The following is a 25,405-nucleotide window of genomic DNA, read 5'->3' as shown; positions in this document are numbered from 1 at the left end:
TGCTCCCTGGGCTTACGGCAGATTGTCCCTCATCACGATGTCGATCCTGATCTTCTCCTGTTCGCGCAAGATCGGCTCGCCGCGGGCGAGCGCGAGCAGCACGCGCACGGCGGCGCGCGCCTCGTGTCCCGGATTCTGCGAGATCGCGGCATCCATCACGCCCTGCAACAACAGCTTTCGCGTCAGCACCGTGACGTCGTGCCCGACGAACACCACCTGCTTGTCGCGCCCGGCATCGCCCAATGCGTTGGCGACACCCTGCGTGCCGGCGCCGACGTTATAAAGCCCGACAATGTCAGCATGCTTGCCCAACAGCCGCGCCAGAAGCTGCTCCGTACGCGCGTCCTCATCGCGCCCTTCCAGCACAGGCAGTACGCTGAGACCTGGAAATTCCGAGGCCATTACCTGGTTGAAGCCGAAAATGCGCTCGGCGTGGTCCCGCAGGCCCTGCGAGCCGGCGACGATCGCGACCTTGCCGGATCTTTGTCCGGCCAGTCGCCCAACCAGCGCGCCGGCGGTGCGGCCGGCGGCGATGTTGTCGATGCCGATATAATGATGGCGGCGCGACGAGGGCACGTCGGACACCAGCGTCACCACCTTGCTGCCGGCATCGACGAGATCGTTGATCGCGGCGCGGACGCGGGGATGGTCGAGCGCCACCACCGCAACGCCGTCGTAATCTCCCGACAACGCTTCCAGCGAGGCCGCAAGCACGGACGGATCGAACACATCGGTTGCGACCGTCTCGACATGGAGGCGGCGGGCCGAGAGCCACGCCGACATCTCGCCGAAATAGTCCTCGATCTGCTGCATGAACGGGTTCGGCCCCGACGGCATCACGAACGCAAAGCGGCGGGCGCGGCCGCGGGCCAGCTCGGCTGCGGCCACATGCGGCTGGAACGCGTTGCGCGCGATCGTCTCCTGGACGCGACGGACCGTGTCCGGCCGCACGCCCGGGCGGTTGTGCAGGACGCGATCGACCGTCGCGAGGCTGACGCCCGCCTGGCGGGCGATATCCTTCAGCGTCAGCGCGGTCGCCGTGAGCGTGTCCTGGGCCATGGCGGAACGCTAGCAGAGGTTTTCTGAGGTACGCAACTCATTTTGAGGGGGACGACGTCATTTTCGGACCGGTCTGTGCCGAAGGCGCAGCGTGCCGAGTCAGCCGCCGCTCAGATCGAGCGTCAAGAACAGGCTGTTGGGGTCCTCGGCATAGCCCTCGAATGGACCGCACGGGACAAAGCCGTGCGCCTGGTACAGCGCGTGCGCCGGCTTGAAATAGTCCCACGATCCGGTTTCGAGGCTGAGCCGATGCAAGCCGCGTGCGCGGGCCTCCGCAATGATATGGCGCAGCATCTCGCCGCCATAGCCGCGCCGCCGCGCGGTTTGCAGCGTATGCATCGACTTCACCTCGCCATACGCCGCCGACAGCGCCTTCAGCGCACCAGTGGCGACCAGCGTCTCGCCGTCCCAGCCGGTCCAGAACGCGACCTCTGGCGCACGAAGCCCGGCGAGATCAAGCGCATGGGCGCTGCCCGGCGCGGTCTGCGCCCGCGCGGCCGCAACGTGATGGTCGAGCAGCGCGACCACGCGCGGATCAAAGGTGTCACCGGTGCGTATCTGCATCGTCAGGGCCTCACATCTTTCCGTAAGAGGTGCCGCGCCGCGTGATGATGACGTAGCGCGCATCCTGTCTGGTTTCGTTCTCGAAGGTGACCGCGCGCATCACGTCGAAATCCAGACAATCGCCCTCGCGCAGGCGCACCGTCTTGGCATCGATATGCACGGCGATCGTGCCTTCCAGCATCAGGAGTTGCTGGGTAAAGGCGTTGCGGCCCCAGGGGCTGTAGGGCACCCGCGCGCCGGCCGGCATATCCACGACAATGACCTCGATGCCGCTCGCCGCATCGGTCGGCGAGGCGTGGCGCCGGCGATAACCGCTGTCGGGATCGCGCCAGAGCGGCTGGTCGGCAAGCCGCACCAGCCGCTCTGGCGATTTCTCGGCGAGCGCCACCACATCGCTCAAGGACACGTCGAGCGCTGCGCAGAGCTTGTTGAGCAGCGACGCCGTCGCACTGCTCTGCGCCCGCTCCACCCGCCCGATCATGGCCCGGCTCACGCCGGAGCGCGCCGCGAGCTCGTTCAGCGTCATGCCGGCTTGCGTCCGCACCGTCTTCAATCGGCGACCGATCGCGCGGTCGAGCTTTTGCTGATCCATGACCTCTGATCCGAACGTTGCCCGGCGCAAGGACCGCATCTGCCGGCGCATGAGGGAGCTTAGCGCGGGCAGCGGCGAACGCCGGGAGCGAGAGGCTAATATATTGGAATGTTGGCGCGGTGCGCGACGACAACATCCGTGCCCCTCTCCGCTGAAACTTCGAAGGGGCATCCTGTTCGCGCTGTCGAAAGATCAAAGTCCTGCGAAGCGCCCTGCCACAAGGCAGGGATTGGAGCGGGCGAAGGGAATCGAACCCTCGTATGCAGCTTGGGAAGCTGCCGTTCTACCATTGAACTACGCCCGCGGGATGCGCGGTGGCCGACGCTCGCTTTGATTACCCGAGACGGCGCCTTGCGCCAAGCGCTTTGGCGCGCCCGGCCGGACGGTTGTTAACGTCCTGGTAAGATTCCAGGTGCGCCGGATTGTGGCGGTGTTATGATCGCTGCCGGGTTGAGAAGACGTACAGCGTGTGGGGCGTGCGCATGGTGGGGCGTGCTTACGCAATATTCGACACGGCCATAGGCCGCTGCGGCATCGTCTGGAGCAATTCCGGCGTGGTGGCCGTGCAATTGCCGGAGGCGCGGGAGATCGACACCCGCCGCCGGATCTTCCAGGTCCATCCCGAGGCGCGCGAGCAGCCGGTTCCGCTCAATGCCGAGCTTGCGATCGAGGGCATCGCGGCGTTGCTGCAAGGCAGCGACCCCGATTTTTCCGACGTCAGCCTTGATTGCAGCGACGTGCCCGTCTTCAACCGGCGGGTCTACGAGTACGCCTGCACCATCCCGCGCGGCGAGACGCGCACCTATTACGAGATCGCCAAGGCGCTGGGCGCCTCCGGCGCCGCGCATTCGGTGGCGCAGGCGATCGCGAAAAACCCCTATATGCTGATCGTGCCCTGCCACCGCGTGCTGGAGACCGGCAACTACGCCGACCGGCAATCGCCTTACGGCGGAGTGATCTCCAAGCGGCGGCTGCTCGCGCTGGAGGGCGCCCATCCGGTCGCCAGCAAGACGCTGTTCGAAGTGCTGCTGCCGGTTGCCCCGCCGAGGTCTCCCACCTAGATAGCCTGGATGGATGCGACCACGCTGTTGACGTCACGATCGATGACGGTCTCCGAGTTCCGCTGCGATGCGGGACCGGGCGATGAGCCATTCGCCGAATGTCGCTCCGGTCATTCCATCGCCTATGTCCGCGCCGGCAGCTTTGGCTGCCATTGCCGCGCAGGGTTCTTCGAGCTGGTGGCGGGCTCGGTGCTGGTCGGCGCTCCCGGCGACGAATACACCTGCACGCACGAGCATGTCAGCGGCGACGTCTGCCTGTCGTTCTTCTTCGAAGAGGAACTGGTCGAGGCGCTGGGCGGGCGGCGCGAGGTCTGGCAGGTCGGCGCGACGCCGCCGCTGCCGGAACTGATGGTGCTGGGCGAATTGGCGCAGACGGCGGCGGATGGCAACAGCGACATCGGCCTCGACGAGGTCGGCCAGATCCTCGCCGGCCGTTTTGTCGATGTCGTCTCGGGCAAGCCGCGCAAAGCTGCGCGGCCTTCGGCGCGTGATCGCCGCCGTGCGGTGGAGGCGGCGCTGTGGATCGACGACAATTCACATGGCGAGATCGACCTCGAACAGGCCGCACGCCAAGCCGGCCTGAGCCCGTTTCATTTCCTGCGGCTGTTCTCGCACGTGCTTGGCGTCACTCCGCATCAATACCTGGTGCGCTCGCGGTTGCGGCACGCCGCGCGTCTGCTCGCCGACGACGCCATCGCGGTCACCGATATCGCCTATGACGTCGGCTTCGGCGACCTCTCCAACTTCGTCCGCACTTTCCATCGCGCGGCCGGCGTCTCGCCGACCAAGTTCCGGCAGGCCTCGAAGGGCGGACGCAAGATTCTCCAAGAGCAGCTCGCCCTGAACTGACTAGATTCGTCTCCAGCGCGCGCCATCACGCGGCGCGCTTGGCAAATGGAGACGATCATGTACGACCACATCGGATTGCGGGTTGCCGACCTCGATGCCGCCACCCGCTTCTACAGCGCGGTGCTGGCGCCGCTCGGCTACGTGCTGTGCTCGAGCGGCGACGGTTACGCCGGTTTTGGGCCGAAGGGCGAACCAGCGCTATGGCTGCATCTGAACAAAGGCCGCAAGGCCGACGGCGCCCACATCGCGTTTCGCGCCCGCAATCACGACGCGGTCAAGGCGTTCCACAGCGAGGGGCTGAAGAGCGGCGGCCGCGACAATGGCGGCGCCGGCCCGCGCAAGGATTACAGCCCGACATACTACGCGGCGTTTCTGATCGATCCGGACGGCAACAATGTCGAGGCGGTTTCTGTGTAGAAGCCGCGCGCACGAGCACTCGTAGGGTGGGCAAAGCGTAGCGTGCCCACCATCGCGTGCGACCGTGGCGATGGTGGGCACGGCGCGCGAAGAGCGCGCCTTTGCCCACCCTACGAACTTCTCAATCAAGGACACCTTCATGGCTTCCATCCACAACGACATTCCTCTCAACGCTTCCGCCCACGACGTCTGGGACGCGGTGCGCGATTTCGGCGCGCTGCATCGGCGGCTGGTGCCAGGCTTCGTCACCGCATGCTCGGTTGACGGCGATGCGCGCATCGTTACCTTCGCAAATGGCTCGGTGGCGCGCGAAGTGCTGGTCGATTGCGACGAGGCTCGGCAGCGGCTGGTTTATGCCATCAACAACGAGCGCCTGAAGCACTACAGCGCCTCGGTGCAGGTGATCGCGGAGAGCGAAGCGAGGTGCCGCCTGGTCTGGATCATCGACATGCTGCCGAACGAGCTTGCAGCTTACGTCCAGGAGCAGACCAAGGAGGCCGTGATCGCGATGCACAAGGCATTCCCAACCGCCGCTGCGTGATCTTTCTCACGGAGCCCTGCCCTCATCGACCGTAACCATGCCCGCGTGCGTCCGGTCGGCTCCGCTCTCCCGGCGGCGTCACGCACGCGAGGACCATGCCATGAGAGGTGCTGACAAGGTGATCTGCCAGGCAGCCGCCGTGCTGCTGTTGCTGTCCGTCACGGGCGCGCCGGCAAAGGCGCAATTCGCAGGGTTCGGCGGCACAGGCGCCGGCGGCGAGGACATGATGACGCAGATGGCGCCGATGCTGGAGATGATGAAGGCGAAGATGGGCAAGCGCCGCTTCGCCATGATGATGCATACCATGGGCCCGATGATGAGCCGCATGATGGAGAACGGCGGCGGCGGGATCGGCGGCATCATGGGTGGCGGCGGTATGGGCGGCGGCTTCAGTGCGCCCAGTTACGGCGGCTACGCGCCGATGGGCGGAGGCGGCGACATCATGGGCATGCTCGGCGGTTCCGGCGGTGGCGAGATGATGGCGATGATCCCGCAATTGATGCGGCTCGCCAATGTCGGTGGTGGCGGCCACCGCCGCCATAGAAATCGCTAGTCAATCGCTGCCGACAGCGCCGGGCGAACGGCGGGCTTCTTCTCCCGCGGTCCCCAGCGTGTCAGCACCACGCTCGAGCATGACAGCAGGCCGAGCACGACCATCGAGCTCGCGGCGAGCCAGAAGAAGTTTTGCGCGGTGGCGTCGTGCGTCGACAGCCACCAGCCGCAAGCGGCGATGTAGATGAGGCGCGCGGTCTGCGCCAGCACCGGCCCGATCACCTTGGCCGCGCCTTGCGACGAGAAATACATCGTCGAGGCAAGGCCGATGAAGGCATAGAACGGCGCCACCGTCGACAAATATTGATGGCTTGTGGCGCGCACCGTTGCGCTGTCGGTAAAAATATTGACCCAAACGTCCGGGAACAGCGCGACCAGGCACGCCGGCGCACCGACGGCGACGAACGCGGACGCACCTGCGATCCAGGCGATGCGCCGGGCGCGCGCGATGCGGCCGGCGCCGATCGCCATGCCGATCATCGGCACCGAGGCGATGCCGAACGAGAATGCGATCGACGTCAGCAGGAATTCGAGGCGCGCGCCGATGCCGTAGCCGGCGAGGATCGCGGTGCCGAATTTCGCCAGCATGTGGGTGAAGATCGAGATCGTCAGCACCGATTGCAGCGGCGAGAAGCAGGCGATCGCGCCCACTTTCAGGATATCGAAGAACATCGCCCACTGGATGCGAAGCCCGCGCAGCTTCGGCACGACGCGCGCGCGGCCGGAGAACAGGTACCAGCCCATCACGCAGATGTTCATGGAATAGGCGATCAGCGAGCCGGCCGCGACGCCGCGCATGCCGAACTGCGGCACCGGCCCAAGCCCGAGCCCCAGCGTCCCGCCAAGCACGACCTGCCAGACCGCTGAATTGAGGATCAGCAGCGACGGCAACTTCATGTTGCCGGTGCCGCGCAATACGCCCGCCATGGTGTTGAGCAGCCAGGGCAGCACCGCGCCGCCGAAGAACACCTGCGTGTAGGCGACCGCATGAGCCAGCACATTGCCGCGACCACCGAGCATCTCGAGTACCTCTGGTCCGAAGATCAGCATGCCCAGCATGAAGACGAGGCCGAAGGTGATGCCGATCAGCAGCGCATGCGCGGCGAGGGTGCCGGCGCGTTCGCGATCGCCGGCGCCGAGCGCACGCGCGATAGCGGAAGCCACCGCGCCGCCCATGGCGCCGCCGGACATGGTCATGGTCAAGATCACGGTCGGAAACACCAGCGCCATCGCAGCCAGCGCCTCGACACCGAGCCGTCCGATATAGGAAGTCTCCGCGATCACCACGCAGGTGCCGGCGGAGAGCGCGACCACGTTCGGCCAGGCGAGCCCGAGCAGCGTGCGCAGGATCGGACCGTCGGTCAGCGCGCTCCTCATCGGCCGCGGAGGCGGCGGCAACGGACGCTCTTGTTCATCGACCGGGATTTCGGCGATGTCGGACATTTCCTCTCCCGGGCACAAGCGCCATTTGCGGCGCGGCAATGACTAGGTGTGCCAATTGATTGGTTCGCGCAAAACGCGCAACGACGGGCTTGTTAGCACGGCACGCAGCGATTCCTCCTGCGTCAGGTGCAGGCGTGCCCTGCGGCAGCGCATTTCAAGTGGTGGAATTACTCGACGGTCCAGACCAGCGGCGGGCGACCACCCTTCGCCGGACGCAGGTGCACGCTGATATGGCGGCCGCAACCAGCAGCCAGGCCCTCGAACAAGCCCTCCAGCACCTTGGTGCAGGCGGGGTGATAGTCGGCGACATCCTCCATCAGCTTCCAGCTGTGCTGGCTGAGTTCGGACGTGCCTTCGGACTCCGCCATGTGGACCGCGTCGTCCTGAGCAGCGAACAGCGCACCGAGGAATGACGCGAACTCGCGCGCCCCGCCACGACCCATCGCGAGTGCCCCGGCAGTGTCGTCGAAGAATTGCATGCCGATGAGCTTGCCGGTCAGGCGCAGCAGGTAGCCGGCATCTTCCGGGCCGAACAGTTGCACCATCACCGGCGCGGCAGTGCGGACGTATTCCATCGCATAGTTGCGATAGGCTTTCTCCAGCCGCGGTTTCGGCCAGCTTGCGACCGGCAAAGCCGGAGCCGCGGCCACATCGAACAGCGGCGCTTCGAGATGCCGCGCATACACGAGCCGCTGGTCGAGTTCGAGCGGTTGGTCATGTTGATAATAATAGCCCTCGAGCCCGTCTTGCCCATCGACGCTCTGCTTGGTGCAGACGAAGCCGAGCCTGAGATCGCCGAGCGCGACGCCATTGTTGGCGTGCCAGCCGCGCAGCATCGCGCGGCTGACCTCGCCGGGCACGCCGCAGATCGCCGGCCCCTTCCAGATCCAGCGCGGCGGCGGATAGCGGATCCAGGCTTTGCGGTCGCTCTCATGCATGTATTCGACATGCACGCCGCCGATCCAGTTGGAGAGATAGTGATATTGCGCAGCCGCGACCGCCGGCGGCAGATGGCTGAGCCCGAGCTTTTCGAGTCCGGGCAGGAAGCGCTCCTGCTGCTGGCGGCGAAACACGCGAAAGACGAACTCCGCGGCATCCGCCGTGCCGCGCCGCGTGACGACGGTGAGGATCAGGCCGGTGAAGTAGGCGTGGTAGAGATCGGCGACCGCGCGCCAGCGTGTCCATTCGGCTTGCTGCGCGGAGTCTGCGGCGGCGGTCATGTTCGCTCCCGATCGTTGTTTTGATCGAGTGTGTCACTGCATTCGCCGACACACAACCTGAGCGGCACGCATGACACCCTGCACGCCGCCCGCCAATTCCGCATCACGAGTTGTGCGCAGCCTTAGTTTTGCGCAGCTTTGGCCGCGCGCTCGCGCTCGATGCGCTCGGTCACGTCGCGGGCCATGGCCACCGATCCCTGCACTGCTCCGCCGGCGTCGCGCACCAATGCGAAAGTCATCTCGATGTAGAGCTTGCGACCGCTCTTGTGCAGCGCGCGGGTCAGTGTAGGCCGCCCGGCCAGCCTCATCGCGCCGCTGGCAAGCGCGGCCTCAAAGCCTTTCCAGTGCGCGGCGCGCAGATGTTCGGGAATGATCAGGTCGAGATTTTGGCCTAGCGCTTCCTCGGCGGAGAAGCCGAACAGTGCGCACGATGCGCGATTCCAGCGCATGATCGTGCCGGAGCGATCCGAATAGATCAGCGCGTCCGCGACGTCGTCGAGGATCTTTGCATCGAGTTCAGGTTGATCTGTCATCTCGCCACCTCGGACGAAATGTAGCCCGGATGCAGCGCAGCGCAATCCGGGTTCTGCTTCCCGGCGAGGGTTCCCGGATTTCGCTGCGCTCCATCCGGGCTGCGGAATTAAACCCGGAAATGCTTGCTCAGCTTCAGGCCCTGCGCCTGGTAGTTCGAGCCGATGCGCTGGCCGTACATGGCATCGGGGCGCGCCAGCATTTTCTCATAGACGAGACGGCCCACGATCTGGCCGTGCTCGAGAATGAACGGCACTTCGCGCGAACGCACTTCAAGCACGGCACGCGATCCGCGCCCGCCGGCACCGGCATAGCCGAAGCCGGGATCGAAGAAGCCGGCATAATGCACGCGGAATTCGCCGACCAGCGGATCGAACGGCACCATCTCCGCGGCGTAGTCGGGCGGGACCTGCACGGCCTCTTTCGAGGCGAGGATGTAGAACTCGCCGGGATCGAGGATCAGACGACCATCGGGACGCGCCGCGATCGGCTCCCAGAAATCATCGACCGCATAGCCGGCGCGACGATCGACATCGACCACGCCGGTGTGGCGTTTGGCGCGATAGCCGACGAAGCCGCCGCTCTTCTCGCCGGAGAGATCGACCGACACGGCGACGCCACCGGTCAGATCGGCATCGTCGACGTCGACGAGACGCTCGGCCGCGTGCAGCGCCTCGAGTTCGTCGATGTTGAGGATGGCGTCTCCGGTTCGGAAGCGCACCTGGCTGAGGCGCGAGCCCTCGCTGACCAGGACCGGAAACGTCTTCGGGCTGATCTCGGCATAGAGCGGGCCGTGATAACCGGCGCCGATCATGTCGAAGCGGCGGGTGCCATCCGCGATCACGCGGGTGAAGACATCGAGCCGGCCGGTGGAGCTTTTCGGGTTTGCGGCCGCGACAATCTCCGGCGGCAGCGCAAGGCTTTCGAGCAGCGGCACGATGTAGACGCAGTTGGTCTCCAGCACCGCACCGTCAGCAAGGCTGAATTCGTGCAGCTTCAACTCGTCGATGCGCTCGGCCACCGTTGCGCCGGGGCCAGGCAGGAAGCTCGCACGGACACGGTAGACGATGTCGCCGAGACGAAGGTCGAGGCTCGCGGGCTGGATCTGGCTTTCGACGAAGTCGTACGAAGGCAGGATGAGCCCCGCTTCCGCCATCGCCGCGATCATGCGGTCGGGCAGGATACCATTGGCGTCGGCGGCAACCGTGAACGTCAACCGGGGGTCCTCATCAGGGGGTGCGTGCATCCAGACATGCAAGATACAGTTTTTTACGGCTAGCCGATGGATGTCTTGACGGAAAGGGTATTGCGGAATAAGAGCATGACTTATCCCGTGGTGATTTGAGCCGGCCGGCTTGCAGCCACGTTAAATAAATCGCTAAACAGGCCGGGGACCTCTGTGATCCCGGCCAGTGGAGATTTCCAGGCCGGTTTTTTTGTGACCATTTTCGACAAGATGGTCATGCGGAGGTACCTATGTCGAAGTCGCCTGCCAACTACCGTCCCGATACCCGCCTGGTCCATTCCGGCACGCTGCGCTCGCAATATGGCGAGACGTCCGAGGCGCTGTTCCTGACCCAGGGCTACGTCTACAACAGCGCCGAGGAATGCGAGGCGCGGTTCAAGGGCGAGGATCCCGGCTTCATCTATTCGCGCTACTCGAACCCGACCATCGCAATGTTCGAGCGCCGCATGATCGAGCTCGAAGGCGCGGAGGCCGCCCGCTCCGCCGCGACCGGGATGGCCGCGGTGACAACCGCGATCCTCGCGCCGCTGAAGTCCGGCGATCACGTGGTGGCTTCGCGCGCCCTGTTCGGCTCGTGCCTCTACGTCATTCAGGATCTGCTTCCCCGCTACGGCATCGAGACCACGCTGGTCGACGGCTTCGACCTCGACCAGTGGCAGCGCGCGCTCAAGCCGAACACCAAGACGTTCTTCCTGGAGAGCCCGACCAATCCGACGCTCGACGTGCTCGACATCCCCGCGATTGCCGAGATCGCGCACAGCGGCGGCGCGCGCCTCATCGTCGACAACGTGTTCGCAACGCCGATCTGGCAGAGTCCGCTCGCGCTCGGTGCCGACGTCGTGGTCTATTCCGCGACCAAGCACATTGACGGCCAGGGCCGCTGCCTCGGCGGCGTCATCCTGTCTTCGGAAGCCTTCATCGCCGAGCACATCCACAATTTCATGCGCCAGACCGGCCCGTCGATCTCGCCGTTCAACGCCTGGGTCCTGCTCAAGGGCCTGGAAACGCTGGCGGTGCGCGTGCGCGCGCAGACCGAGACGGCGGCACGCATCGCCGACGTGCTGGCGAGCCATCCGAAGATTTCGCGACTGGTCTATCCCGGCCGTGCCGATCATCCGCAGGCGGAGCTGGTGAAGAAGCAGATGCGCGGCGGCTCGACGCTGGTCGGCTTCGAGGTCAAGGGCGGCAAGCAGGGCGCGTTCCGCGTGCTCAACGAGCTCAAGCTCGCCAAGATTTCCAATAATCTCGGCGACGCCAAGAGCCTAGTGACGCATCCGGCCACTACGACCCATCAGCGGCTGAAGCCGGACGATCGCGCCGCGCTCGGCATCAGCGAGGGCTTCATCCGCTTCTCCGCGGGGCTCGAGCATCCGGACGATCTGATCGAGGATCTGACCGCGGCGCTGGAGAAGGCGTAAAGGGCGCCAAGGGCTCGGAATCGTGGCGTGGGCAAAGCGAAGCGTGCCCACCAAACACAATCACATTGACGATAGATGGTGGGCACGGCGCGCAAAGAGCGCGCCTTTGCCCACCCTACGACACCTACATCGGCCGGTAGGTCCGCACATCCGCCGGCACGTTTACGCCGAGCTTGATCTGGCCGACCGAGTGGATGATGTCGTCGCCGAGCAGCTGGGCGAAGCAGGCGTAGCCCCAATCGTTCATGTGCAAGCCGTCGGAGATCACGAAGCTCTCGACCGGAATCGCCTGCTTCTCGTGCCAGTCGCGCATCACTTCGAAACGCGGGAAGATGCCGACGTGGCGGAGCTCGGCGACCTTACCGAGCAGCTTCACCATTTTTCCGGCGCTCTCCGCGCGCTGCGTCACCTGCGGCGAATATTGCGGATCGACCAGCACCACGTCGGTGCCGCCGCCGGCCTGGATGCGGGAGATGCCGTCCCCGACCATCTTGGCGGTATCGCCGGGATCGAGGTTGCGCAGCACGGCATTGGTGCCGACCTGCCAGATCACGAGATCCGGATGTACGTCGATCACCTCCTTCTGGAGGCGCTTCATCATCTCGGGCGCGTCCTCGCCGCCGACGCCGGCATTGATGACGGAGATGTCGGCGGTCGGATACTGCCGGCGCAGCTGCGCGGCGAGACGGTTCGGATAGTTGAAGTCCGGTGAGCTCGCGCCGTAACCTGCGGTCGACGACGAGCCGAACGCGACGATCACGACCGGCTTTCCGGCGACGAGCTTGTTCGCGACATGCGGCAGCGAGCCCATCGCCTTCGCTGCGCCCTTCGGCGCCAGACAGGGTACGCGGCTGAAGATGTCGCCAGCGGATTTCGCGACCTGCTTCACTTTATCGATGGCGCGCGAGGTGAGGCCGCGCTGCTCGGCAGGCGGCTGGCTGGCCGCAGCGGCCGTGGTCTGGGCTGATGATGCAGGAGCGGGATCAGCCGTCTGTGCCGGGGCCGGCGTTGCTTGCGCGGCTTGTGCGTGAGCTGGTGCCAGCGAGACCGGCGCCAGCAACAGCAGCGCCGCCGCTGCGGCTGCAGCCAGCCATGTCGTCAGGCAAAAAGGGCGGAGAGAACTCATTAACGCTAGACCTCAATTTTGCTGCTGGGCCGGCTCCAGATGGGCAGCGTCGATCACGAACTGCGCCAACGCCCGGCCAAGGCAATCATGGACCTGCTTCGCCAGTTCAGGCCCGCGGGACGGGCTGAACAGGTCGAACTGGCCCTGATCATTCCACTGCCGCATGATCGCGAAACGGTCGAACAGCGGCACATCATGCTCCTGCGCCACCACCCGCAAATTGTCGAGATAGGGCGGCGCCGAGATCATGGTTTCGGTACGCGGGCTGTACTGCAAATTCATCAACACGACGTCAGCCCCCGCATTTTGCAACGCAGTAACCCCGTCGGTCACCGCGCTGCGAAAATCCTCGGGATCAATGGATCGGATAGCATCTACCGTCCCGGTCTGCCAGATGACCAAAGTAGGTGCTTTTGCTTCCATCAGCTTAACAAAGGTGGTCGCGGCCTCCTCCGCGGTTCTCTTGCTCTGTATTTCTACGGAGACGTGCACGGCTTCCGATGGCGGCAGCTTCTCCTTGAGGATCATCTCCATGCGCGCCGGATACGAGCTGCTCTCCGACGATGGAATCGTCGTTGAGCGACTGCCGATCACGAGAATTTCGAGCGGTTTGCCGGCCTTGATGGCCTCGGCCACCTTGGGAAGGCGGCTTTCGCTGGTGAGCAGATAGGACGGCAATTCGCAGGCTGCGGGCGCGGCAGGCTCGGCGGCTGGCGCAGCATCGTTCGCACGCGCCGGGGGCGCGGCGAGGCACCCGCATACCAGCATCAGGCTCAGGAGAACCTTCGCCTTCATCAGCCCCCTCCGGCCATATCGGCGCTGCCGACGGCGCTTTTGTTTTTCGACCCGCTCTTGTCGGCCACGCGCTTGTACCACGAAATGACCCATGCCATCGCCCACATGATCAGGATTCCGGAGAGACTAATCAGCGCGTGCATGGCCGGTGCCCCTGAGACCTCGGCCAGGATGAAATGGCCGGCAAAGGCCAGGAAGACGCCGAGGCAGAATATCTCAAGGGAATGCTGGCCGCACACGATCAGCGGGCGCAGCCACGGTGATTTCAGGCCCGGCCAGTCCCGCGGCAGGAAGCGCACGGTGAGCGCGGCCAGCGCCAGGAAATGCGTGAAGCGCAGCACGTCAAGGTCGGTCTTGTCGATCGGATACATCCACTGCTCGAGCCGCTTCGGCATGAACTGCGAGAGCTGCGGCACGTACCAGGTCAGCGTGACGTAGAACGCCGCGACCAGATAGGCGATCGAGATCCACATCGTGACCGGGGACACCAGAATGCGAGACATGCGGCGCGCGCCCCCGAGCGCGCACCATGCCCCGAACACGAACAGCAATTGCCAGGCCAGCGGATTGAACGCCCAGAAGCCGTTCGGATAGGCCGAGAAATAAAGGTCGTATTGCCAGGTCAGCGCGTAGAGCAGGACCGAGAAGCCGAGCGTGAGGTCGGGCTTCCATTTCATCGACCACAGGATCAAGGGCAGCGCCAGCATCAGCACGATGTAGAGCGGCAGCACGTCCATGTTGACGGGGCGAAAGCGCAACAGCAGCGCCTGCACGATCGTGACGTCGGGCTGCTTGAGAAAATCCATGATGCCCATCTCTTCGGTGTAGAGCGGGTTCTCGAAGCTGGTCGCGACGTAGGAGATTTCGGCGAGGAAGATCGTGAACAGGAAGACGTGGGCGACATAGATCTGCCAGACCCGGCGCAGGATGCGCGCAGTGGCGATGACGACGCCGGACTCCAGCATCGCACGGCCGTAGACGAAGGCGGCGGTGTAGCCGGAGATGAAGATGAAGATTTCGGTGGCGTCGCTGAAGCCGTAATTGCGGATCGTGAACCAGGTGAGCAGGTTGGTCGGCAAATGGTCGATGAAGATCAGCCACAGCGCCAGCCCACGGAACAGATCGAGCCGCAGCTCGCGCTCGCCGATGACGGGCAGCGTGATGGCCGGCGCGCCGGCGCGCAGCTTGGCTTCCACGGCTCTCGCTTCCACGGGCTTGGCACCCGCGGTTCCCGCGATCGTCGATCCCGTCACTTGATCGGCAATGGTCATCGGGGGCCCAAAACCCTTCTGCAAATCGCGACGTGGGAGGAGTGTACAGGTCCAGTCGCCGCCTCGCAAAGCGGCCGGATCACATAAGGTGCAATTCCCTAGGCGTGTACTTCCCTGCCAATTCTGGCGGCACGATGTCGCGAAAGGCGGTTGCGGCGTTTGGTTCCCGTCCAGGATTTCGTTATGATGGCAGCCATGTACCGCGCCATGACCCGCCAGATCGAAGTCACCGTCGAGCCGAACTTTGTTCCGGAGGAGTCGTCGGCCGACCTCTCGCGCTATTTCTGGTCCTACACCATCGTGATCACCAATGCCGGCAACGAGACCGTGCAGCTCAAGCGGCGGCACTGGATCATCACCGACGCCTCCGGCCGGCAGCAGGAGGTCAAGGGTGAAGGCGTGATCGGCGAACAGCCCACCCTGGCGCCCGGTGAGAGCTTCGAATACACCTCCGGCGTCCCGCTCACGACCGCCTCCGGCTTCATGACCGGCCGCTACCAGATGGTCAGCGAAAGCGGCGAGCGTTTCGAGATCGACGTGCCGACGTTCTCGCTGGACAGCCCGGACAACAAGAGGGTGTTAAACTAGCCTACCTGTCATTCCCCGCGAAGGCGGGGAATCCAGCACGCCGCGGCCTATCGGCTCGATCACTGACGTTTCGGAGTACTGGATCGCCCGATCAAGTCGGACGATGACACCGAATGCGTGCCTCGCAATGACGGAGAATGACCCCTTACGCGTCTTCCACGCCCGCATCATGCGGTGTGAATTCATACACCGAGCTACAGAACTCGCAGGTCACCACGACCTTGTCGTCCTTGACCATCGCGGCGCGATCGTCGGGCGAAAAGCTCTTCAGCATCGAAGCGACCGCATCACGCGAGCAGGAGCATTGCGCTTTCAGGCTCAGCGGCTTGAACACGCGGACGCCGCGCTCATGGAAGAGGCGATAGAGCAGCCGCTCACCGGAGAGATCCGGATCGATCAGCTCGACGTCCTCGACGGTCTCGATCAGCGAGCGCGCCTCGACCCAGGCATCGTCCTCGGCGACGCTGTGCACTTCGATGCCTTCGGGCGCATCGCCGGGATGCAGGTCGGCCTGCCGCGCGCGCTCCGGCGCCTTCGGCAAAAACTGCATCAGCATGCCACCGGCGCGCCAGCGATGCTTGCCGCCGTCGTTCGAGCGCCACTCCTCGCCGACCGCGAGGCGGACGCGCGTCGGGATCTGCTCGGAGCGCAGGAAATATTCGTGGGCGGCGTCCTCCAGGCTGCCGCCGTCGAGCGCGACGAGGCCCTGATAGCGGCTCATGTCTGGCCCCTGGTCGATGGTCATGGCGAGATGGCCGTGGCCGAGCAAGGCGCCGGAATCCTTTGCCCCGGTAAGGCGCGAGGCGTCATAGCGGGCATAGGCGCGCAAGCGATCCGGCGCGTTGTAGTCCACCACCAGGAACGACACCGGACCGTCGGTCTGGGCCTGGAGGATGAAACGGCCCTCGAATTTCAGCGCCGAGCCGAGCAGCGTCGTCAGCACGATGGCCTCGCCCAGCAGCTTGCCGACCGGCGCGGGATAATCGTGCCGGGTCAGGATCTCGTCGAGTGCCGGACCAAGCCGCACCAGCCGCCCGCGCACATCGAGCGCGTCAACCTCGTAAGGCAGCACTGCGTCATCGATCGGAACCGCGGATGGCGCGCGAACCGGGCCCTCGAGCCCGGTGTTCATGTCAGGGGATTGGGAAACCATGGCGCTTTATCTGGGGTCGGAGGAGGGAAATGGAAGGGGGGCGTGGAGCGCAGTGTTCCGGACAACGATTGGATCGCACGCAAGCACGGCAAACTCAGTGTCGTCCTGGCGAAAGCCAGGACCCATTACCCCAGGCAGGAGTTGCGGCATGGGATGGCAATTGCCGATCTTCGTCAAACGAAAGCCGGTGGTAATGGGTCCTGGCTTTCGCCAGGACGACGATCCAAACCTACTTCACCGCGGCCCGCGTTACTTCACCGCGTCGAAGCACCAGGCCAGGATACCCTTCTGCGCGTGCAGGCGGTTCTCGGCCTCGTCGAACACGACCGATTGCGGGCCGTCTATCACCTCGTCGGTGACCTCCTCGCCGCGATGCGCGGGCAGGCAGTGCATGAACAGCGCGTCGGGCTTGGCCAGCGACATCAGCTTCGCATTGACCTGGTAAGGCTTGAGCACGTTGTGGCGGTGCTGGCCTTCCTTGTCGCCCATCGACACCCAAGTGTCGGTGACGACGCAATCGGCGTCGCGCACGGCGGCTTCCGCATCGGTGCCGAGCACGATCGGCGCGCCGGTGGCCTTGATCCAGTCGCGCATCGGCTTCTTCGGCGCGAGCTCCGGAGGCGTTGCGACATTGAGCTGGAACTTGAAGCGCTCGGCCGCATGAGCCCAGGACGCCAGCACATTGTTGTCGTCGCCGGTCCAGGCCACGGTCTTGCCTTTGATCGGGCCGCGATGCTCCTGATAGGTCATGAGGTCGGCCATCACCTGGCAGGGATGCGATTGCCGGGTCAGGCCGTTGATGACGGGCACGGTCGCGTTCGCCGCGAGCTCCAAGAGCGCCTCGTGGTTGAGGATGCGGATCATGATGGCATCGACATAGCGCGACAGCACGCGCGCGGTGTCGGCGATGGTCTCGCCGCGGCCGAGCTGCATTTCCGCGCCGGTCAGCATGATGGGCTCACCGCCGAGCTGGCGCATGGCGACGTCGAACGACACCCGCGTCCGCGTCGAGGGGCGTTCGAAGATCATCGCCAGCGTCTTGCCTTCGAGCGGCTTGACCGGCTGATGCGCCTTCTGCTTCGCCTTCATGGCGGACGAGGCAGCGAGCATGCTCTCGAGCTCCGACAGCGGCAGCTCGTTGATGTCGAGGAAGTGCTTTGGTGTCTTGCTCATCAGCTTGCCGCCCGCTTGGTCTGGCCTGCCGAAATCGCGGTGCAGGCGCGCTCGAGCCGGGCGACGCCGTCCTCGATCTCCGCCTCGGTGACGACCAACGGCGGCAGGAAGCGCACGACATTGTCGCCGGCGCCGACGGTGAGCAGCTTTTCGTCGCGCAGCGCGGCGACGAGATCGGCGGAGGGCACCACGGCCTTGATGCCGATCAGAAGACCCTCGCCGCGGAGTTCGCTGACAACGTCGGGATGGCGATCGATCACGGAGGCGAGCTTCTGCTTGAGCAGCAGCGACATCTTCTGCACATGGTCGAAGAAGCCGGGCTTGAGCATGACGTCGAGCACCGCATTGGCCGCCGAGATTGCAAGCGGATTGCCGCCGAAGGTCGAACCGTGCGAACCGGGCGTCATGCCGGAGGCCGCTTCCGCGGTGGCAAGGCAGGCGCCGATCGGAAAGCCGCCGCCGAGCGCCTTGGCCAGCGACATCACGTCCGGCGTGATGCCGAAACGTCGATGCGCAAACAGGTCGCCGGTGCGGCCCATGCCGGTCTGCACCTCGTCGAACGCCAGCAACAGGCCGCGTTCGTCGCAAAGCTGGCGCAATGCGCGATAGAACGCCGGGGGCGCCGAACGCACGCCACCCTCGCCTTGAATTGGCTCGATCAGAATGCCCGCGGTCTGCGGCCCGATCGCCTTCTTCACTGCGTCGAGGTCGCCAAAAGCGACCTGGTCGAAACCGTCCATCGGCGGACCGAAACCTTCGAGATATTTTGCCGAGCCCGTCGCAGCCAGCGTTGCGAGCGTGCGGCCGTGAAAGGCGCCCTCGAACGTGATCATGCGATAGCGATCGGGGTGACCTTTCACGGCTTGATAGCGGCGCACGACCTTGATCACGCATTCCAGCGCTTCGGCGCCGGAATTGCAGAAGAACACGAAGTCCGCAAAGCTCTCACTGCAAAGGCGGGCCGCGAGCTTCTCGCCGTCCGGGCTCTGGAACAGGTTCGACATGTGCCAGAGCTTTGTGGCCTGCTCCTGCAATGCCTTCACCAGCGCGGGATGGGCATGGCCGAGCGCATTCACCGCCACGCCCGAGGTGAAATCGAGATAGCGATCACCGTTGGTGGCAATCAGCCAGCAGCCTTCGCCGCGCTCGAAGCCGATCTCGGCCCTGGCGAAAACGGGAAGCAAATGCGGCGCGGCGCTGTTGGTCATGATGGTCTCTTGGATGTTTCAGACGGCCTGAACGCGCCTTGCGCAGCGCATCATTGGTCCGGAAAACGAAACGTGCCGCCTTTTAAGGGCGGCACGTGTCACTATCTTATGCTTGGCATCACGGGTGTCAATGCCGCCGGAGAGCCTCGCGAAAGGCTGAATCCGTAGTCTTGCGGTGCCGAATTTGCGGGTTTTGGCCACGGAACATGTGGAAGCGAGTCGGCAGACTCTTGCGCGTGAGTCACGCCATATTGTAGCGTTTGGCTTGTCAGATACGACATCTCGTGCAGCGGTTCTGATCTCTAAGTCCTCATGTACCGGCGTAAGCGTTCGGGCGTTCTAGGCGCGCCCGACGAGCCTTAAGGGATTCTGACGGCACGGGTTTTTCGAGGCTTAGCATTCGCTGTGTGCCCCAGGATGGCTGGCGCGCGGCGAAGGAAAGGGTGCAATGACGGTTTTGACCTGGTCCGACGATCGCGTCGAACAGCTGAAAAAGCTCTGGGAGGCCGGACTTTCGGCCAGCCAGATCGCGGCCGAGCTCGGCAACGTGACCCGCAATGCCGTGATCGGCAAGGTGCACAGACTCGGCCTGTCCGGCCGCGCCAAGAGCCCGTCTTCAGCTGCTCCACGGCCGCGCAAGGCGCGTCCCGCGCAGCATATGATGCGGGTGACCCGCCCCGTCGCGCGCGGCAACACCGCGCTGGCGCAGGCCTTCGAGGTCGAGATGGAGGCCGAACCGGTCACCTACGACAACGTGGTGCCGATGAGCCAGCGGCTGTCGCTGCTTGAATTGAACGAGGCAACCTGCCACTGGCCGGTCGGCGATCCCTCGAGCGCGGATTTCTTCTTCTGCGGCGGCAGGGCGCTCTCGGGCCTGCCCTATTGCGCCCAGCACTCGCGCGTCGCCTACCAGCCAGCATCGGATCGCCGCCGTGCGCCGGTGAAGCCGTCGCGGTAAGGTCGTTCTGAGAGTCGTCACGCGACGGCGGCTCAACAAACTCGATGTCGTCCCGGACAAGTGCGCCTCAAGCGCGCGTAGATCCGGGACCCATAACCCACCGCAAGATGTGGTTACGGGGACTCGGAGTTAGCTTTTCGAGCAACAAGCACGCCCCTGTTGGTTATGGGGCCCGGATCTGCGCTTACGCTTGACCGGGACGACACTGAGTGTGTCGCCAAAACTTTGCAAACCCTACGCCTGCTCCGCCTTCGCAAAGCGATCATCCAGCGCATAGCCGGCGCCGCGCACGGTGCGGATCGGGTCCTGCTCGCGGCCGAGATTGAGCAGCTTGCGCAGGCGGCCGATATGGACGTCCACGGTGCGCTCGTCGATATAGATGTCGCGGCCCCAGACGCTGTCGAGCAGCTGCTCGCGCGAGAATACGCGGCCGGGATGCTCCAGGAAAAACTCCAACAGGCGATATTCGGTCGGGCCGAGATCGATCGGCCGGCCCGAGCGCGCCACACGCCGTTTGTCACGGTCGAGCTCGATGTCGCCAAAGGCGAGCACGGTGGCGAGCCGCTCGGGGCTTGCACGCCTGAGCAGGCCCTTCACGCGGGCCAACAGCTCGGGCACCGAAAACGGCTTGACGATGTAGTCGTCGGCGCCGGTCGCCAATCCCCGCACCCGCTCGCTCTCCTCGCCGCGCGCGGTGAGCATGATGATCGGCAACTGCTTGGTGTCGGATCGCGCCCGCAGCCGACGGCACAGTTCGATGCCGGAGAGGCCGGGCAGCATCCAGTCGAGCACGATCAGATCGGGAAGATGCTCCTTGAGACGGGTATCGGCGTCGTCGCCGCGCATCACCGTCTCGACGTCATAGCCGTCGCCTTCGAGGTTGTAGCGGAGAAGCTCGGTCAGAGCTTCCTCGTCCTCAACCACCATAATGCGTGCGCCCATGGTGCCGTCGCTCCTTGATGATTCAAATATTCGGGAGGGTCGTGGCGAAGGTTGTCATGTCGCCCTTCGGCCGCTTGTCGGTCATGGCCTGACCTTCGATCATGTAGAACACGGTCTCGGCGACGTTGGTGGCGTGATCGCCGATCCGCTCGATGTTCTTGGCGCAGAACATCAGGTGGATGCAGAACGAAATGTTGCGCGGATCTTCCATCATGTAGGTGAGGAGCTCGCGGAACAGCGAAGTGCAGATGGCGTCGACTTCCTCGTCACCCTTCCACACCGCCATGGCCGCCGGCAGATCGTGCGCGGCATAGGCGTCGAGCACCGACTTGACCTGTTGCTGCACGAGATCGGTCATGTGCTCGAGGCCGCGGAACAGCTTGAGCGGATGGAAATCGGTCTCCAGCGCCGCGACGCGCTTGCCCATGTTCTTGGCGAGGTCGCCGATGCGCTCGAGATCGGTCGCAACGCGCATGGCGCCGACGATCTCGCGCAGGTCGACCGCCATCGGCTGGCGGCGGGCGATCGTGAGCACCGCGCGCTCCTCGATGCGTCTCTGGAGCGTATCGAGCTCAGCGTCGGTGGTGACGACGCGCTGGCCGAGCGCGACGTCGCGGCGGATCAGGGCGTCGACGGAATCGACGATCATGCGCTCGGCGATCCCGCCCATTTCGGCGACCAGGCGCGTGAGCTCCTGGAGATCGGTGTCGAAAGCCTTTGCGGTATGTTCAGAACCCATGTCCCGTCTCCTCAGCCGAACCGGCCGGTGATATAATCCTGCGTGCGCCGATCGGTCGGCGACGTGAAGATCTTGCTGGTGTCGTCGAATTCGATCAGCTCGCCGAGATACATGAAGGCGGTCTTGTCGGAGACGCGGGCCGCCTGCTGCATGTTGTGGGTGACGATCGCAATCGTGTAGCTCTCGGCTAATTCCTGGATCAGCTCCTCGACCTTGGCGGTCGAGATCGGGTCGAGCGCCGAGCAGGGCTCGTCGAACAGGATCACCTCGGGTCGCACCGCGACCGTACGGGCGATGCAGAGGCGCTGCTGCTGGCCGCCGGAGAGCGAGAGGCCGGAGGCGTTGAGCTTGTCCTTGACCTCGTTCCACAACGCGCCGCCACGCAGCGCCTTCTCGACGCGGTCGTCCATCTCCGATTTCGATATCTTCTCGTAAAGGCGGATGCCGAAAGCGATGTTCTCGTAGATCGTCATCGGGAACGGCGTCGGCTTCTGGAACACCATGCCGACGCGGGCACGCAGCAGATTGAGGTCGAGCTTGGCATCGAGGATGTTGGTCTGGTCCAGCATGAGTTGACCGGTGGCGCGCTGGCCCGGATAGAGATCGTACATCCGGTTGAAGATGCGCAGCAGGGTCGACTTGCCGCAGCCCGACGGGCCGATGAACGCGGTGACGCGGTTGGCACCGAGCGTCAGGTTGATGTTCTTCAGCGCGTGGTGCTCGCCATAGTAGAAGTTCAGGTTGCGCACGGTCACCTTGGGGGGCGCCTCGGGCAGCACCGGCGCGTGCGGCAGTCCACCGGCCGCGCTCATCGATACGGACAGATCACTCATGTTGCGGTCCTCTCGGCGCCAAGAATGCGCGCGCCAATATTCAGGGCAAGAACGGTCAGGGTGATGAGCAGCGCGCCGCTCCAGGCCAGCTGCTTCCAGTAGGCATAGGGGCTCTGCACGAAGTTGTTGATGGTGACCGGCAGGTTCGCCATGGTCTTGTTCAGGCCCAGGCTGAAGAACTGGTTCGACAACGCGGTGAACAGCAGCGGCGCGGTTTCGCCGGCAACACGCGCGGTGGCGAGCAGCACGCCGGTGATGAGACCGGAACGGGCAGAACGATAGGCAATCCGCTTGATCACCAGCGAGCGCGGCAGGCCGAGCGCGGAGGCTGCCTCACGCAGCGCATTCGGCACCAGGAGCAGCATGTCCTCGGTCGTGCGCAGCACCACCGGGATCACGATCACGGCGAGCGCCAGCGCACCCGCGATTGCCGAGAAGCCGCGCATCGGCACCACCACTGCGCCGTAGATGAACAGGCCGATGATGATCGAGGGCGCCGAGAGCAGGATATCGTTGATGAAGCGGATGACCGAGGTCAGCCGGTCGTTGCGGCCGTACTCGGCGAGATAGGTGCCGGCGAACATGCCGAGCGGCGCGCCGATGCCGACGCCGATCACGGTCATGATCAGCGAGCCGACGATGGCGTTGAGCAGGCCGCCCTCGTTCGATCCGGGTGGCGGCGTATTCTCGGTGAAGAGCTGGAAATTGAGTCCGGCGAGGCCATTGTAGAGCAGCGTGATCAGGATCAGCGCAAGCCAAGTGACGCCGAACGCGGTTGCGGCGATGCAGAGCCCGCGGATGACGATGTCCTTGCGGCGGCGGCGGGAATAGATCGGGTTCATGGCTTCAGTTCCCCGCCCTCTTTTCCAGCCGCATCAGCATCAGCCGCGCCGCCGCGAGCACGAAGAACGTCAGCACGAATAGCAGCAGGCCGAGCAGGATCAGGCCGGACTGGTGCAGGCCGTCGCTCTCGGCGAATTCGGATGCGATCGCCGCCGAGATCGTGGTGCCCGGCGCGAAGATCGAGGGCGAGATGCGGAACGAGTTGCCGATGATGAAGGTCACCGCCATGGTCTCGCCGAGCGCGCGGCCGAGCGCCAGCATGACGCCGCCGATCACGCCGACCCGGGTGTAGGGGATCACCACGCTGCGGACGACTTCCCAGGTGGTGCAGCCGACGCCGTAGGCGGCCTCTTTCAGCACCGGCGGCACGGTCTTGAACACGTCGACCGAGATCGACGTGATGAAGGGCAGCACCATGATGGCGAGGATCAGCGCGGCGTTGAACAGGCTGAGATAGGACGGCGGGCCGGCGAAGATCGCGCCGAGCACGGGGACGCCGTCGAAGATCTTGATCATGAACGGCTGGAACGTGTTGGCCAGGAACGGGCCCAGCACGAAGAAACCCCACATGCCGTAGATGATCGAGGGAATGCCGGCGAGCAGCTCGATCGCCATGCCGATCGGGCGGCGCAGCCATTGCGGGCAGAGCTCGGTCAGGAAGATCGCAATGCCGAGGCCAACGGGAATGGCGATCAGCATCGCGATGAAGGAGGTGACCAGGGTACCGTACATCGGCCCGAGCGCGCCGAGCACGGGCGGATCGGCCGACGGCGCCCAGCGCTGCGTCCACAGGAACGCGAAGCCGTATTCCTTGATCGCCGGGAAGGCGCCGACAATCAGCGACAGGATGATGCCGCCGAGGATCAGAAGCACCGAGATCGCGCTCAGCCGCGTGATCCAGTAGAACGTGACATCGCCGAGCTTGAACGCGCTCAACGCCTTGGCGCGGTCATAAGGTCCGGCGTGGTCGACGATATCGCTCTGAACGGCCATCTCTGCCACGCCGATCCCCTGTACCAGATGATATACGCTTGTTGTCGCTCTTGCGCCCCGGATGCAGCGCGACGCTGATCCGGGGCCGAAGTCGTGTGGTCCGCAGTGCTACCTTCAGGTCGCACCGCGCTCGGAGAGAAGAGCTCAGCTCTTGATCTCGGCAGCCCAGGTCTTCTCGATCAGCTGGACGACGCTGTCGGGCATCGGGATGTAGTCGAGCTCCTCAGCCGCCTTGTCGCCGTTCTTGAAGGCCCAGCGGAAGAACTTGATGGCTTCCTGGGAGGCCGCCTTGTCGGTCGCGTCCTTGTGCATCAGGATGAAGGTCGCCGCCGTGATCGGCCAGGACTTGTCGCCGGGCTGGTCGGTGAGGATAACGTAGTAGCCCGGAGCCTTGGCCCAGTCGGCGTTGGAAGCGGCGGCCTGGAAGGCTTCGACCGTCGGCTGCACCGTCTTGCCGGCCTTGTTGACGAGGCCGGTATAGGTCAGCTTGTTCTGCTTGGCATAGGCGTACTCGACATAGCCGATCGAGTTCTTGGTCTGGCTGATGTTGCCGGAAACGCCTTCGTTGCCCTTGGCGCCGACGCCGACCGGCCACTCGACCGCCGTGCCTTCGCCGACCTTGCTCTTCCAGTCGGCGCTGGCCTTGGAGAGATAGTTGGTGAAGTTGAAGGTGGTGCCCGAACCGTCGGAGCGGCGGACCACGGTGATCGCGTCGGACGGCAGCTTGACGTTCGGATTGAGCTTCTTGATCGCCGGATCATCCCACTTGGTGATCTTGCCGAGATAGACGTTGGCAAGCGTCTCGCCGTCGAACACCAGCTCGCCGGGCTTGATGCCTTCGAGGTTGACGACGGGAACGATCGCGCCCATCACCATCGGCCACTGCGCGAGGCCGTCCTTCTCGAGCTGCTCGGGCTTGAGCGGCGCGTCGGTCGCGCCGAAGGTCACGGTCTTGGCCTGGATCTGCTTGATGCCGCCGCCAGAACCGATCGACTGGTAGTTCAGACCGTTGCCGGTCTCCTTTTTGTAGACGTCGGCCCATTTGGAATAGACCGGGAACGGGAACGTGGCGCCGGCGCCGGTGATGTCGGCCGCGAAGGCCGAAGTCGATGCGGCGACCATGCCGGCAACGACGATCGTCTTGAGGAAATTCATGCTGGTCTCCATACAGGGGAGCGAAGCGCATTCCGCGCCCGATCGCGCTCCCGTGCCGCCCCTTTAAGAGCGGTCGGCTGTGCTTTTACGAAGGTTTGGTGACAGTCCGATGACAGTCTTAACCCGCTGAAGCGG

General features: G+C 64.7%; 27 protein-coding genes, 1 tRNA gene and 1 riboswitch. Of the genes, 8 read left to right on the top strand and 20 right to left on the bottom strand.

Annotated features, from left to right (window positions below):
* Positions 1 to 12: 12 nt before the first annotated feature.
* From AC0L2O_RS04985 to AC0L2O_RS04970, 4 genes are all read right to left on the bottom strand, one after another.
* Positions 13 to 1,059: a LacI family DNA-binding transcriptional regulator gene (locus AC0L2O_RS04985; protein WP_369720563.1), complete on the bottom strand. Its 1,047-nt coding sequence runs from the start codon at positions 1,057 to 1,059 to the stop codon at positions 13 to 15.
* 99 nt (positions 1,060 to 1,158) lie between these two features.
* Positions 1,159 to 1,623 (bottom strand): GNAT family N-acetyltransferase, encoded by a 465-nt coding sequence (locus AC0L2O_RS04980; protein ID WP_473368904.1) that lies wholly within the window; start codon positions 1,621 to 1,623, stop codon positions 1,159 to 1,161.
* A gap of 10 nt (positions 1,624 to 1,633) precedes the next feature.
* Entirely contained in the window at positions 1,634 to 2,215 is a 582-nt protein-coding gene (locus AC0L2O_RS04975) for a helix-turn-helix domain-containing protein (RefSeq protein WP_473368903.1), read from the bottom strand.
* 230 nt (positions 2,216 to 2,445) lie between these two features.
* Positions 2,446 to 2,519: transfer RNA gene (locus AC0L2O_RS04970), tRNA-Gly, on the bottom strand.
* A 178-nt stretch (positions 2,520 to 2,697) separates the two neighbouring features.
* Between AC0L2O_RS04970 and AC0L2O_RS04965 the strand changes: the two genes are divergently transcribed.
* From AC0L2O_RS04965 to AC0L2O_RS04945, 5 genes are all read left to right on the top strand, one after another.
* Entirely contained in the window at positions 2,698 to 3,276 is a 579-nt protein-coding gene (locus AC0L2O_RS04965; RefSeq protein ID WP_369720560.1) for a methylated-DNA--[protein]-cysteine S-methyltransferase, read from the top strand.
* A gap of 9 nt (positions 3,277 to 3,285) precedes the next feature.
* Positions 3,286 to 4,125 carry a helix-turn-helix transcriptional regulator gene (locus AC0L2O_RS04960; RefSeq protein WP_473368902.1) on the top strand — a complete coding sequence of 280 codons (840 nt, stop codon included), beginning with the start codon at positions 3,286 to 3,288 and terminating at the stop codon, positions 4,123 to 4,125.
* Between the two features lie 57 nt (positions 4,126 to 4,182).
* Positions 4,183 to 4,542 carry a VOC family protein gene (locus AC0L2O_RS04955; protein ID WP_409191532.1) on the top strand — a complete coding sequence of 120 codons (360 nt, stop codon included), beginning with the start codon at positions 4,183 to 4,185 and terminating at the stop codon, positions 4,540 to 4,542.
* 139 nt (positions 4,543 to 4,681) lie between these two features.
* Entirely contained in the window at positions 4,682 to 5,083 is a 402-nt protein-coding gene (locus tag AC0L2O_RS04950) for an SRPBCC family protein (protein ID WP_409191531.1), read from the top strand.
* Positions 5,084 to 5,183: 100 nt separating this feature from the next.
* Complete coding sequence (locus tag AC0L2O_RS04945; protein ID WP_473368901.1) at positions 5,184 to 5,636, top strand: hypothetical protein; 453 nt, start codon at positions 5,184 to 5,186, stop codon at positions 5,634 to 5,636.
* On the opposite strand, the gene AC0L2O_RS04940 is transcribed toward AC0L2O_RS04945, so the two are convergent.
* From AC0L2O_RS04940 to AC0L2O_RS04925, 4 genes are all read right to left on the bottom strand, one after another.
* The gene (locus AC0L2O_RS04940; RefSeq protein WP_473368900.1) at positions 5,633 to 7,078 is read right to left on the bottom strand and encodes an MATE family efflux transporter; all 1,446 of its coding nucleotides are present in this window, start codon (positions 7,076 to 7,078) and stop codon (positions 5,633 to 5,635) included. The two genes, AC0L2O_RS04945 and AC0L2O_RS04940, sit on opposite strands and share 4 nt — an antisense overlap.
* Positions 7,079 to 7,245: 167 nt before the next feature.
* Entirely contained in the window at positions 7,246 to 8,298 is a 1,053-nt protein-coding gene (locus tag AC0L2O_RS04935) for a hypothetical protein (RefSeq protein ID WP_473368899.1), read from the bottom strand.
* A 122-nt stretch (positions 8,299 to 8,420) separates the two neighbouring features.
* The gene (locus tag AC0L2O_RS04930) at positions 8,421 to 8,831 is read right to left on the bottom strand and encodes a PAS domain S-box protein (protein WP_369720553.1); all 411 of its coding nucleotides are present in this window, start codon (positions 8,829 to 8,831) and stop codon (positions 8,421 to 8,423) included.
* A 107-nt stretch (positions 8,832 to 8,938) separates the two neighbouring features.
* Entirely contained in the window at positions 8,939 to 10,075 is a 1,137-nt protein-coding gene (locus AC0L2O_RS04925) for a 2'-deoxycytidine 5'-triphosphate deaminase (protein WP_473368898.1), read from the bottom strand.
* 77 nt (positions 10,076 to 10,152) lie between these two features.
* Positions 10,153 to 10,232: riboswitch (SAM riboswitch) on the top strand.
* A 73-nt stretch (positions 10,233 to 10,305) separates the two neighbouring features.
* On the opposite strand from AC0L2O_RS04925, the gene AC0L2O_RS04920 reads away from it, so the two are divergent.
* A complete protein-coding gene (locus tag AC0L2O_RS04920) occupies positions 10,306 to 11,493 on the top strand; it encodes an O-succinylhomoserine sulfhydrylase (RefSeq protein WP_369720551.1) in 1,188 nt (395 codons plus the stop codon).
* Between the two features lie 124 nt (positions 11,494 to 11,617).
* On the opposite strand, the gene AC0L2O_RS04915 is transcribed toward AC0L2O_RS04920, so the two are convergent.
* From AC0L2O_RS04915 to AC0L2O_RS04905, 3 genes are read right to left on the bottom strand one after another with little or no spacing between them, the layout of a single operon-like run.
* Positions 11,618 to 12,619, bottom strand: coding sequence for an SGNH/GDSL hydrolase family protein (locus AC0L2O_RS04915; protein WP_473368897.1), 1,002 nt, complete (start codon positions 12,617 to 12,619; stop codon positions 11,618 to 11,620).
* A gap of 12 nt (positions 12,620 to 12,631) precedes the next feature.
* Complete coding sequence (locus AC0L2O_RS04910) at positions 12,632 to 13,414, bottom strand: SGNH/GDSL hydrolase family protein (protein ID WP_409192767.1); 783 nt, start codon at positions 13,412 to 13,414, stop codon at positions 12,632 to 12,634.
* Complete coding sequence (locus tag AC0L2O_RS04905) at positions 13,414 to 14,685, bottom strand: OpgC domain-containing protein (RefSeq protein ID WP_473368896.1); 1,272 nt, start codon at positions 14,683 to 14,685, stop codon at positions 13,414 to 13,416. Before AC0L2O_RS04905 ends, AC0L2O_RS04910 begins: the two co-directional genes overlap by 1 nt.
* 195 nt (positions 14,686 to 14,880) lie before the next feature.
* Between AC0L2O_RS04905 and apaG the strand changes: the two genes are divergently transcribed.
* On the top strand, positions 14,881 to 15,273 hold the full coding sequence (apaG, locus tag AC0L2O_RS04900) for a Co2+/Mg2+ efflux protein ApaG (protein ID WP_473368966.1): 393 nt from the start codon (positions 14,881 to 14,883) through the stop codon (positions 15,271 to 15,273).
* Positions 15,274 to 15,418: 145 nt separating this feature from the next.
* Here apaG and AC0L2O_RS04895 read toward each other — a convergent pair whose 3' ends face one another.
* The 3 genes from AC0L2O_RS04895 to AC0L2O_RS04885 all read right to left on the bottom strand — a co-directional run bounded on the left by AC0L2O_RS04895 (position 15,419) and on the right by AC0L2O_RS04885 (position 18,807).
* Positions 15,419 to 16,426 (bottom strand): Hsp33 family molecular chaperone, encoded by a 1,008-nt coding sequence (locus AC0L2O_RS04895; RefSeq protein WP_369720546.1) that lies wholly within the window; start codon positions 16,424 to 16,426, stop codon positions 15,419 to 15,421.
* Positions 16,427 to 16,675: 249 nt separating this feature from the next.
* A complete protein-coding gene (gene argF / locus AC0L2O_RS04890; protein ID WP_473368895.1) occupies positions 16,676 to 17,599 on the bottom strand; it encodes an ornithine carbamoyltransferase in 924 nt (307 codons plus the stop codon).
* On the bottom strand, positions 17,599 to 18,807 hold the full coding sequence (locus AC0L2O_RS04885; RefSeq protein WP_473368894.1) for an acetylornithine transaminase: 1,209 nt from the start codon (positions 18,805 to 18,807) through the stop codon (positions 17,599 to 17,601). The genes argF and AC0L2O_RS04885 overlap by 1 nt, the downstream gene beginning before the upstream one ends.
* 448 nt (positions 18,808 to 19,255) lie before the next feature.
* Here AC0L2O_RS04885 and AC0L2O_RS04880 point away from each other — a divergent pair, with 448 nt between their 5' ends.
* Positions 19,256 to 19,765 carry a GcrA family cell cycle regulator gene (locus AC0L2O_RS04880; RefSeq protein WP_409191523.1) on the top strand — a complete coding sequence of 170 codons (510 nt, stop codon included), beginning with the start codon at positions 19,256 to 19,258 and terminating at the stop codon, positions 19,763 to 19,765.
* Between the two features lie 234 nt (positions 19,766 to 19,999).
* On the opposite strand, the gene phoB is transcribed toward AC0L2O_RS04880, so the two are convergent.
* The 6 genes from phoB to pstS all read right to left on the bottom strand — a co-directional run bounded on the left by phoB (position 20,000) and on the right by pstS (position 25,270).
* A complete protein-coding gene (gene phoB, locus AC0L2O_RS04875; protein ID WP_369720542.1) occupies positions 20,000 to 20,707 on the bottom strand; it encodes a phosphate regulon transcriptional regulator PhoB in 708 nt (235 codons plus the stop codon).
* A 22-nt stretch (positions 20,708 to 20,729) separates the two neighbouring features.
* Positions 20,730 to 21,446: a phosphate signaling complex protein PhoU gene (gene phoU, locus AC0L2O_RS04870; RefSeq protein ID WP_369720541.1), complete on the bottom strand. Its 717-nt coding sequence runs from the start codon at positions 21,444 to 21,446 to the stop codon at positions 20,730 to 20,732.
* 11 nt (positions 21,447 to 21,457) lie between these two features.
* The gene (pstB, locus tag AC0L2O_RS04865; protein ID WP_409191522.1) at positions 21,458 to 22,279 is read right to left on the bottom strand and encodes a phosphate ABC transporter ATP-binding protein PstB; all 822 of its coding nucleotides are present in this window, start codon (positions 22,277 to 22,279) and stop codon (positions 21,458 to 21,460) included.
* The gene (gene pstA, locus AC0L2O_RS04860) at positions 22,276 to 23,121 is read right to left on the bottom strand and encodes a phosphate ABC transporter permease PstA (RefSeq protein ID WP_473368893.1); all 846 of its coding nucleotides are present in this window, start codon (positions 23,119 to 23,121) and stop codon (positions 22,276 to 22,278) included. The genes pstB and pstA overlap by 4 nt, the downstream gene beginning before the upstream one ends.
* Before the next feature lie 4 nt (positions 23,122 to 23,125).
* Complete coding sequence (gene pstC, locus AC0L2O_RS04855; protein ID WP_473368965.1) at positions 23,126 to 24,115, bottom strand: phosphate ABC transporter permease subunit PstC; 990 nt, start codon at positions 24,113 to 24,115, stop codon at positions 23,126 to 23,128.
* A gap of 144 nt (positions 24,116 to 24,259) precedes the next feature.
* Entirely contained in the window at positions 24,260 to 25,270 is a 1,011-nt protein-coding gene (gene pstS / locus AC0L2O_RS04850; protein WP_409191521.1) for a phosphate ABC transporter substrate-binding protein PstS, read from the bottom strand.
* Positions 25,271 to 25,405: the final 135 nt, after the last annotated feature.

Source organism: Bradyrhizobium sp. Kon10 (assembly GCF_055807395.1).
Note: the sequence above shows the minus strand (reverse complement) of the source record. Positions and strands in the feature narration are given on the sequence as shown.

Excerpts from the sequence above, each read along its gene's own strand:
- AC0L2O_RS04985 (WP_369720563.1), bottom strand. The coding sequence starts at position 1,059 with ATGGCCCAGGACACGCTCACGGCGACCGCGCTGACGCTGAAGGATATC.
- AC0L2O_RS04980 (WP_473368904.1), bottom strand. The coding sequence starts at position 1,623 with ATGCAGATACGCACCGGTGACACCTTTGATCCGCGCGTGGTCGCGCTG.
- AC0L2O_RS04975 (WP_473368903.1), bottom strand. The coding sequence starts at position 2,215 with ATGGATCAGCAAAAGCTCGACCGCGCGATCGGTCGCCGATTGAAGACG.
- AC0L2O_RS04965 (WP_369720560.1), top strand. The coding sequence starts at position 2,698 with ATGGTGGGGCGTGCTTACGCAATATTCGACACGGCCATAGGCCGCTGC.
- AC0L2O_RS04960 (WP_473368902.1), top strand. The coding sequence starts at position 3,286 with ATGGATGCGACCACGCTGTTGACGTCACGATCGATGACGGTCTCCGAG.
- AC0L2O_RS04955 (WP_409191532.1), top strand. The coding sequence starts at position 4,183 with ATGTACGACCACATCGGATTGCGGGTTGCCGACCTCGATGCCGCCACC.
- AC0L2O_RS04950 (WP_409191531.1), top strand. The coding sequence starts at position 4,682 with ATGGCTTCCATCCACAACGACATTCCTCTCAACGCTTCCGCCCACGAC.
- AC0L2O_RS04945 (WP_473368901.1), top strand. The coding sequence starts at position 5,184 with ATGAGAGGTGCTGACAAGGTGATCTGCCAGGCAGCCGCCGTGCTGCTG.
- AC0L2O_RS04940 (WP_473368900.1), bottom strand. The coding sequence starts at position 7,078 with ATGTCCGACATCGCCGAAATCCCGGTCGATGAACAAGAGCGTCCGTTG.
- AC0L2O_RS04935 (WP_473368899.1), bottom strand. The coding sequence starts at position 8,298 with ATGACCGCCGCCGCAGACTCCGCGCAGCAAGCCGAATGGACACGCTGG.
- AC0L2O_RS04930 (WP_369720553.1), bottom strand. The coding sequence starts at position 8,831 with ATGACAGATCAACCTGAACTCGATGCAAAGATCCTCGACGACGTCGCG.
- AC0L2O_RS04925 (WP_473368898.1), bottom strand. The coding sequence starts at position 10,075 with ATGCACGCACCCCCTGATGAGGACCCCCGGTTGACGTTCACGGTTGCC.
- AC0L2O_RS04920 (WP_369720551.1), top strand. The coding sequence starts at position 10,306 with ATGTCGAAGTCGCCTGCCAACTACCGTCCCGATACCCGCCTGGTCCAT.
- AC0L2O_RS04915 (WP_473368897.1), bottom strand. The coding sequence starts at position 12,619 with ATGAGTTCTCTCCGCCCTTTTTGCCTGACGACATGGCTGGCTGCAGCC.
- AC0L2O_RS04910 (WP_409192767.1), bottom strand. The coding sequence starts at position 13,414 with ATGAAGGCGAAGGTTCTCCTGAGCCTGATGCTGGTATGCGGGTGCCTC.
- AC0L2O_RS04905 (WP_473368896.1), bottom strand. The coding sequence starts at position 14,685 with ATGACCATTGCCGATCAAGTGACGGGATCGACGATCGCGGGAACCGCG.
- apaG (WP_473368966.1), top strand. The coding sequence starts at position 14,881 with ATGTACCGCGCCATGACCCGCCAGATCGAAGTCACCGTCGAGCCGAAC.
- AC0L2O_RS04895 (WP_369720546.1), bottom strand. The coding sequence starts at position 16,426 with ATGGTTTCCCAATCCCCTGACATGAACACCGGGCTCGAGGGCCCGGTT.
- argF (WP_473368895.1), bottom strand. The coding sequence starts at position 17,599 with ATGAGCAAGACACCAAAGCACTTCCTCGACATCAACGAGCTGCCGCTG.
- AC0L2O_RS04885 (WP_473368894.1), bottom strand. The coding sequence starts at position 18,807 with ATGACCAACAGCGCCGCGCCGCATTTGCTTCCCGTTTTCGCCAGGGCC.
- AC0L2O_RS04880 (WP_409191523.1), top strand. The coding sequence starts at position 19,256 with ATGACGGTTTTGACCTGGTCCGACGATCGCGTCGAACAGCTGAAAAAG.
- phoB (WP_369720542.1), bottom strand. The coding sequence starts at position 20,707 with ATGGGCGCACGCATTATGGTGGTTGAGGACGAGGAAGCTCTGACCGAG.
- phoU (WP_369720541.1), bottom strand. The coding sequence starts at position 21,446 with ATGGGTTCTGAACATACCGCAAAGGCTTTCGACACCGATCTCCAGGAG.
- pstB (WP_409191522.1), bottom strand. The coding sequence starts at position 22,279 with ATGAGTGATCTGTCCGTATCGATGAGCGCGGCCGGTGGACTGCCGCAC.
- pstA (WP_473368893.1), bottom strand. The coding sequence starts at position 23,121 with ATGAACCCGATCTATTCCCGCCGCCGCCGCAAGGACATCGTCATCCGC.
- pstC (WP_473368965.1), bottom strand. The coding sequence starts at position 24,115 with ATGGCCGTTCAGAGCGATATCGTCGACCACGCCGGACCTTATGACCGC.
- pstS (WP_409191521.1), bottom strand. The coding sequence starts at position 25,270 with ATGAATTTCCTCAAGACGATCGTCGTTGCCGGCATGGTCGCCGCATCG.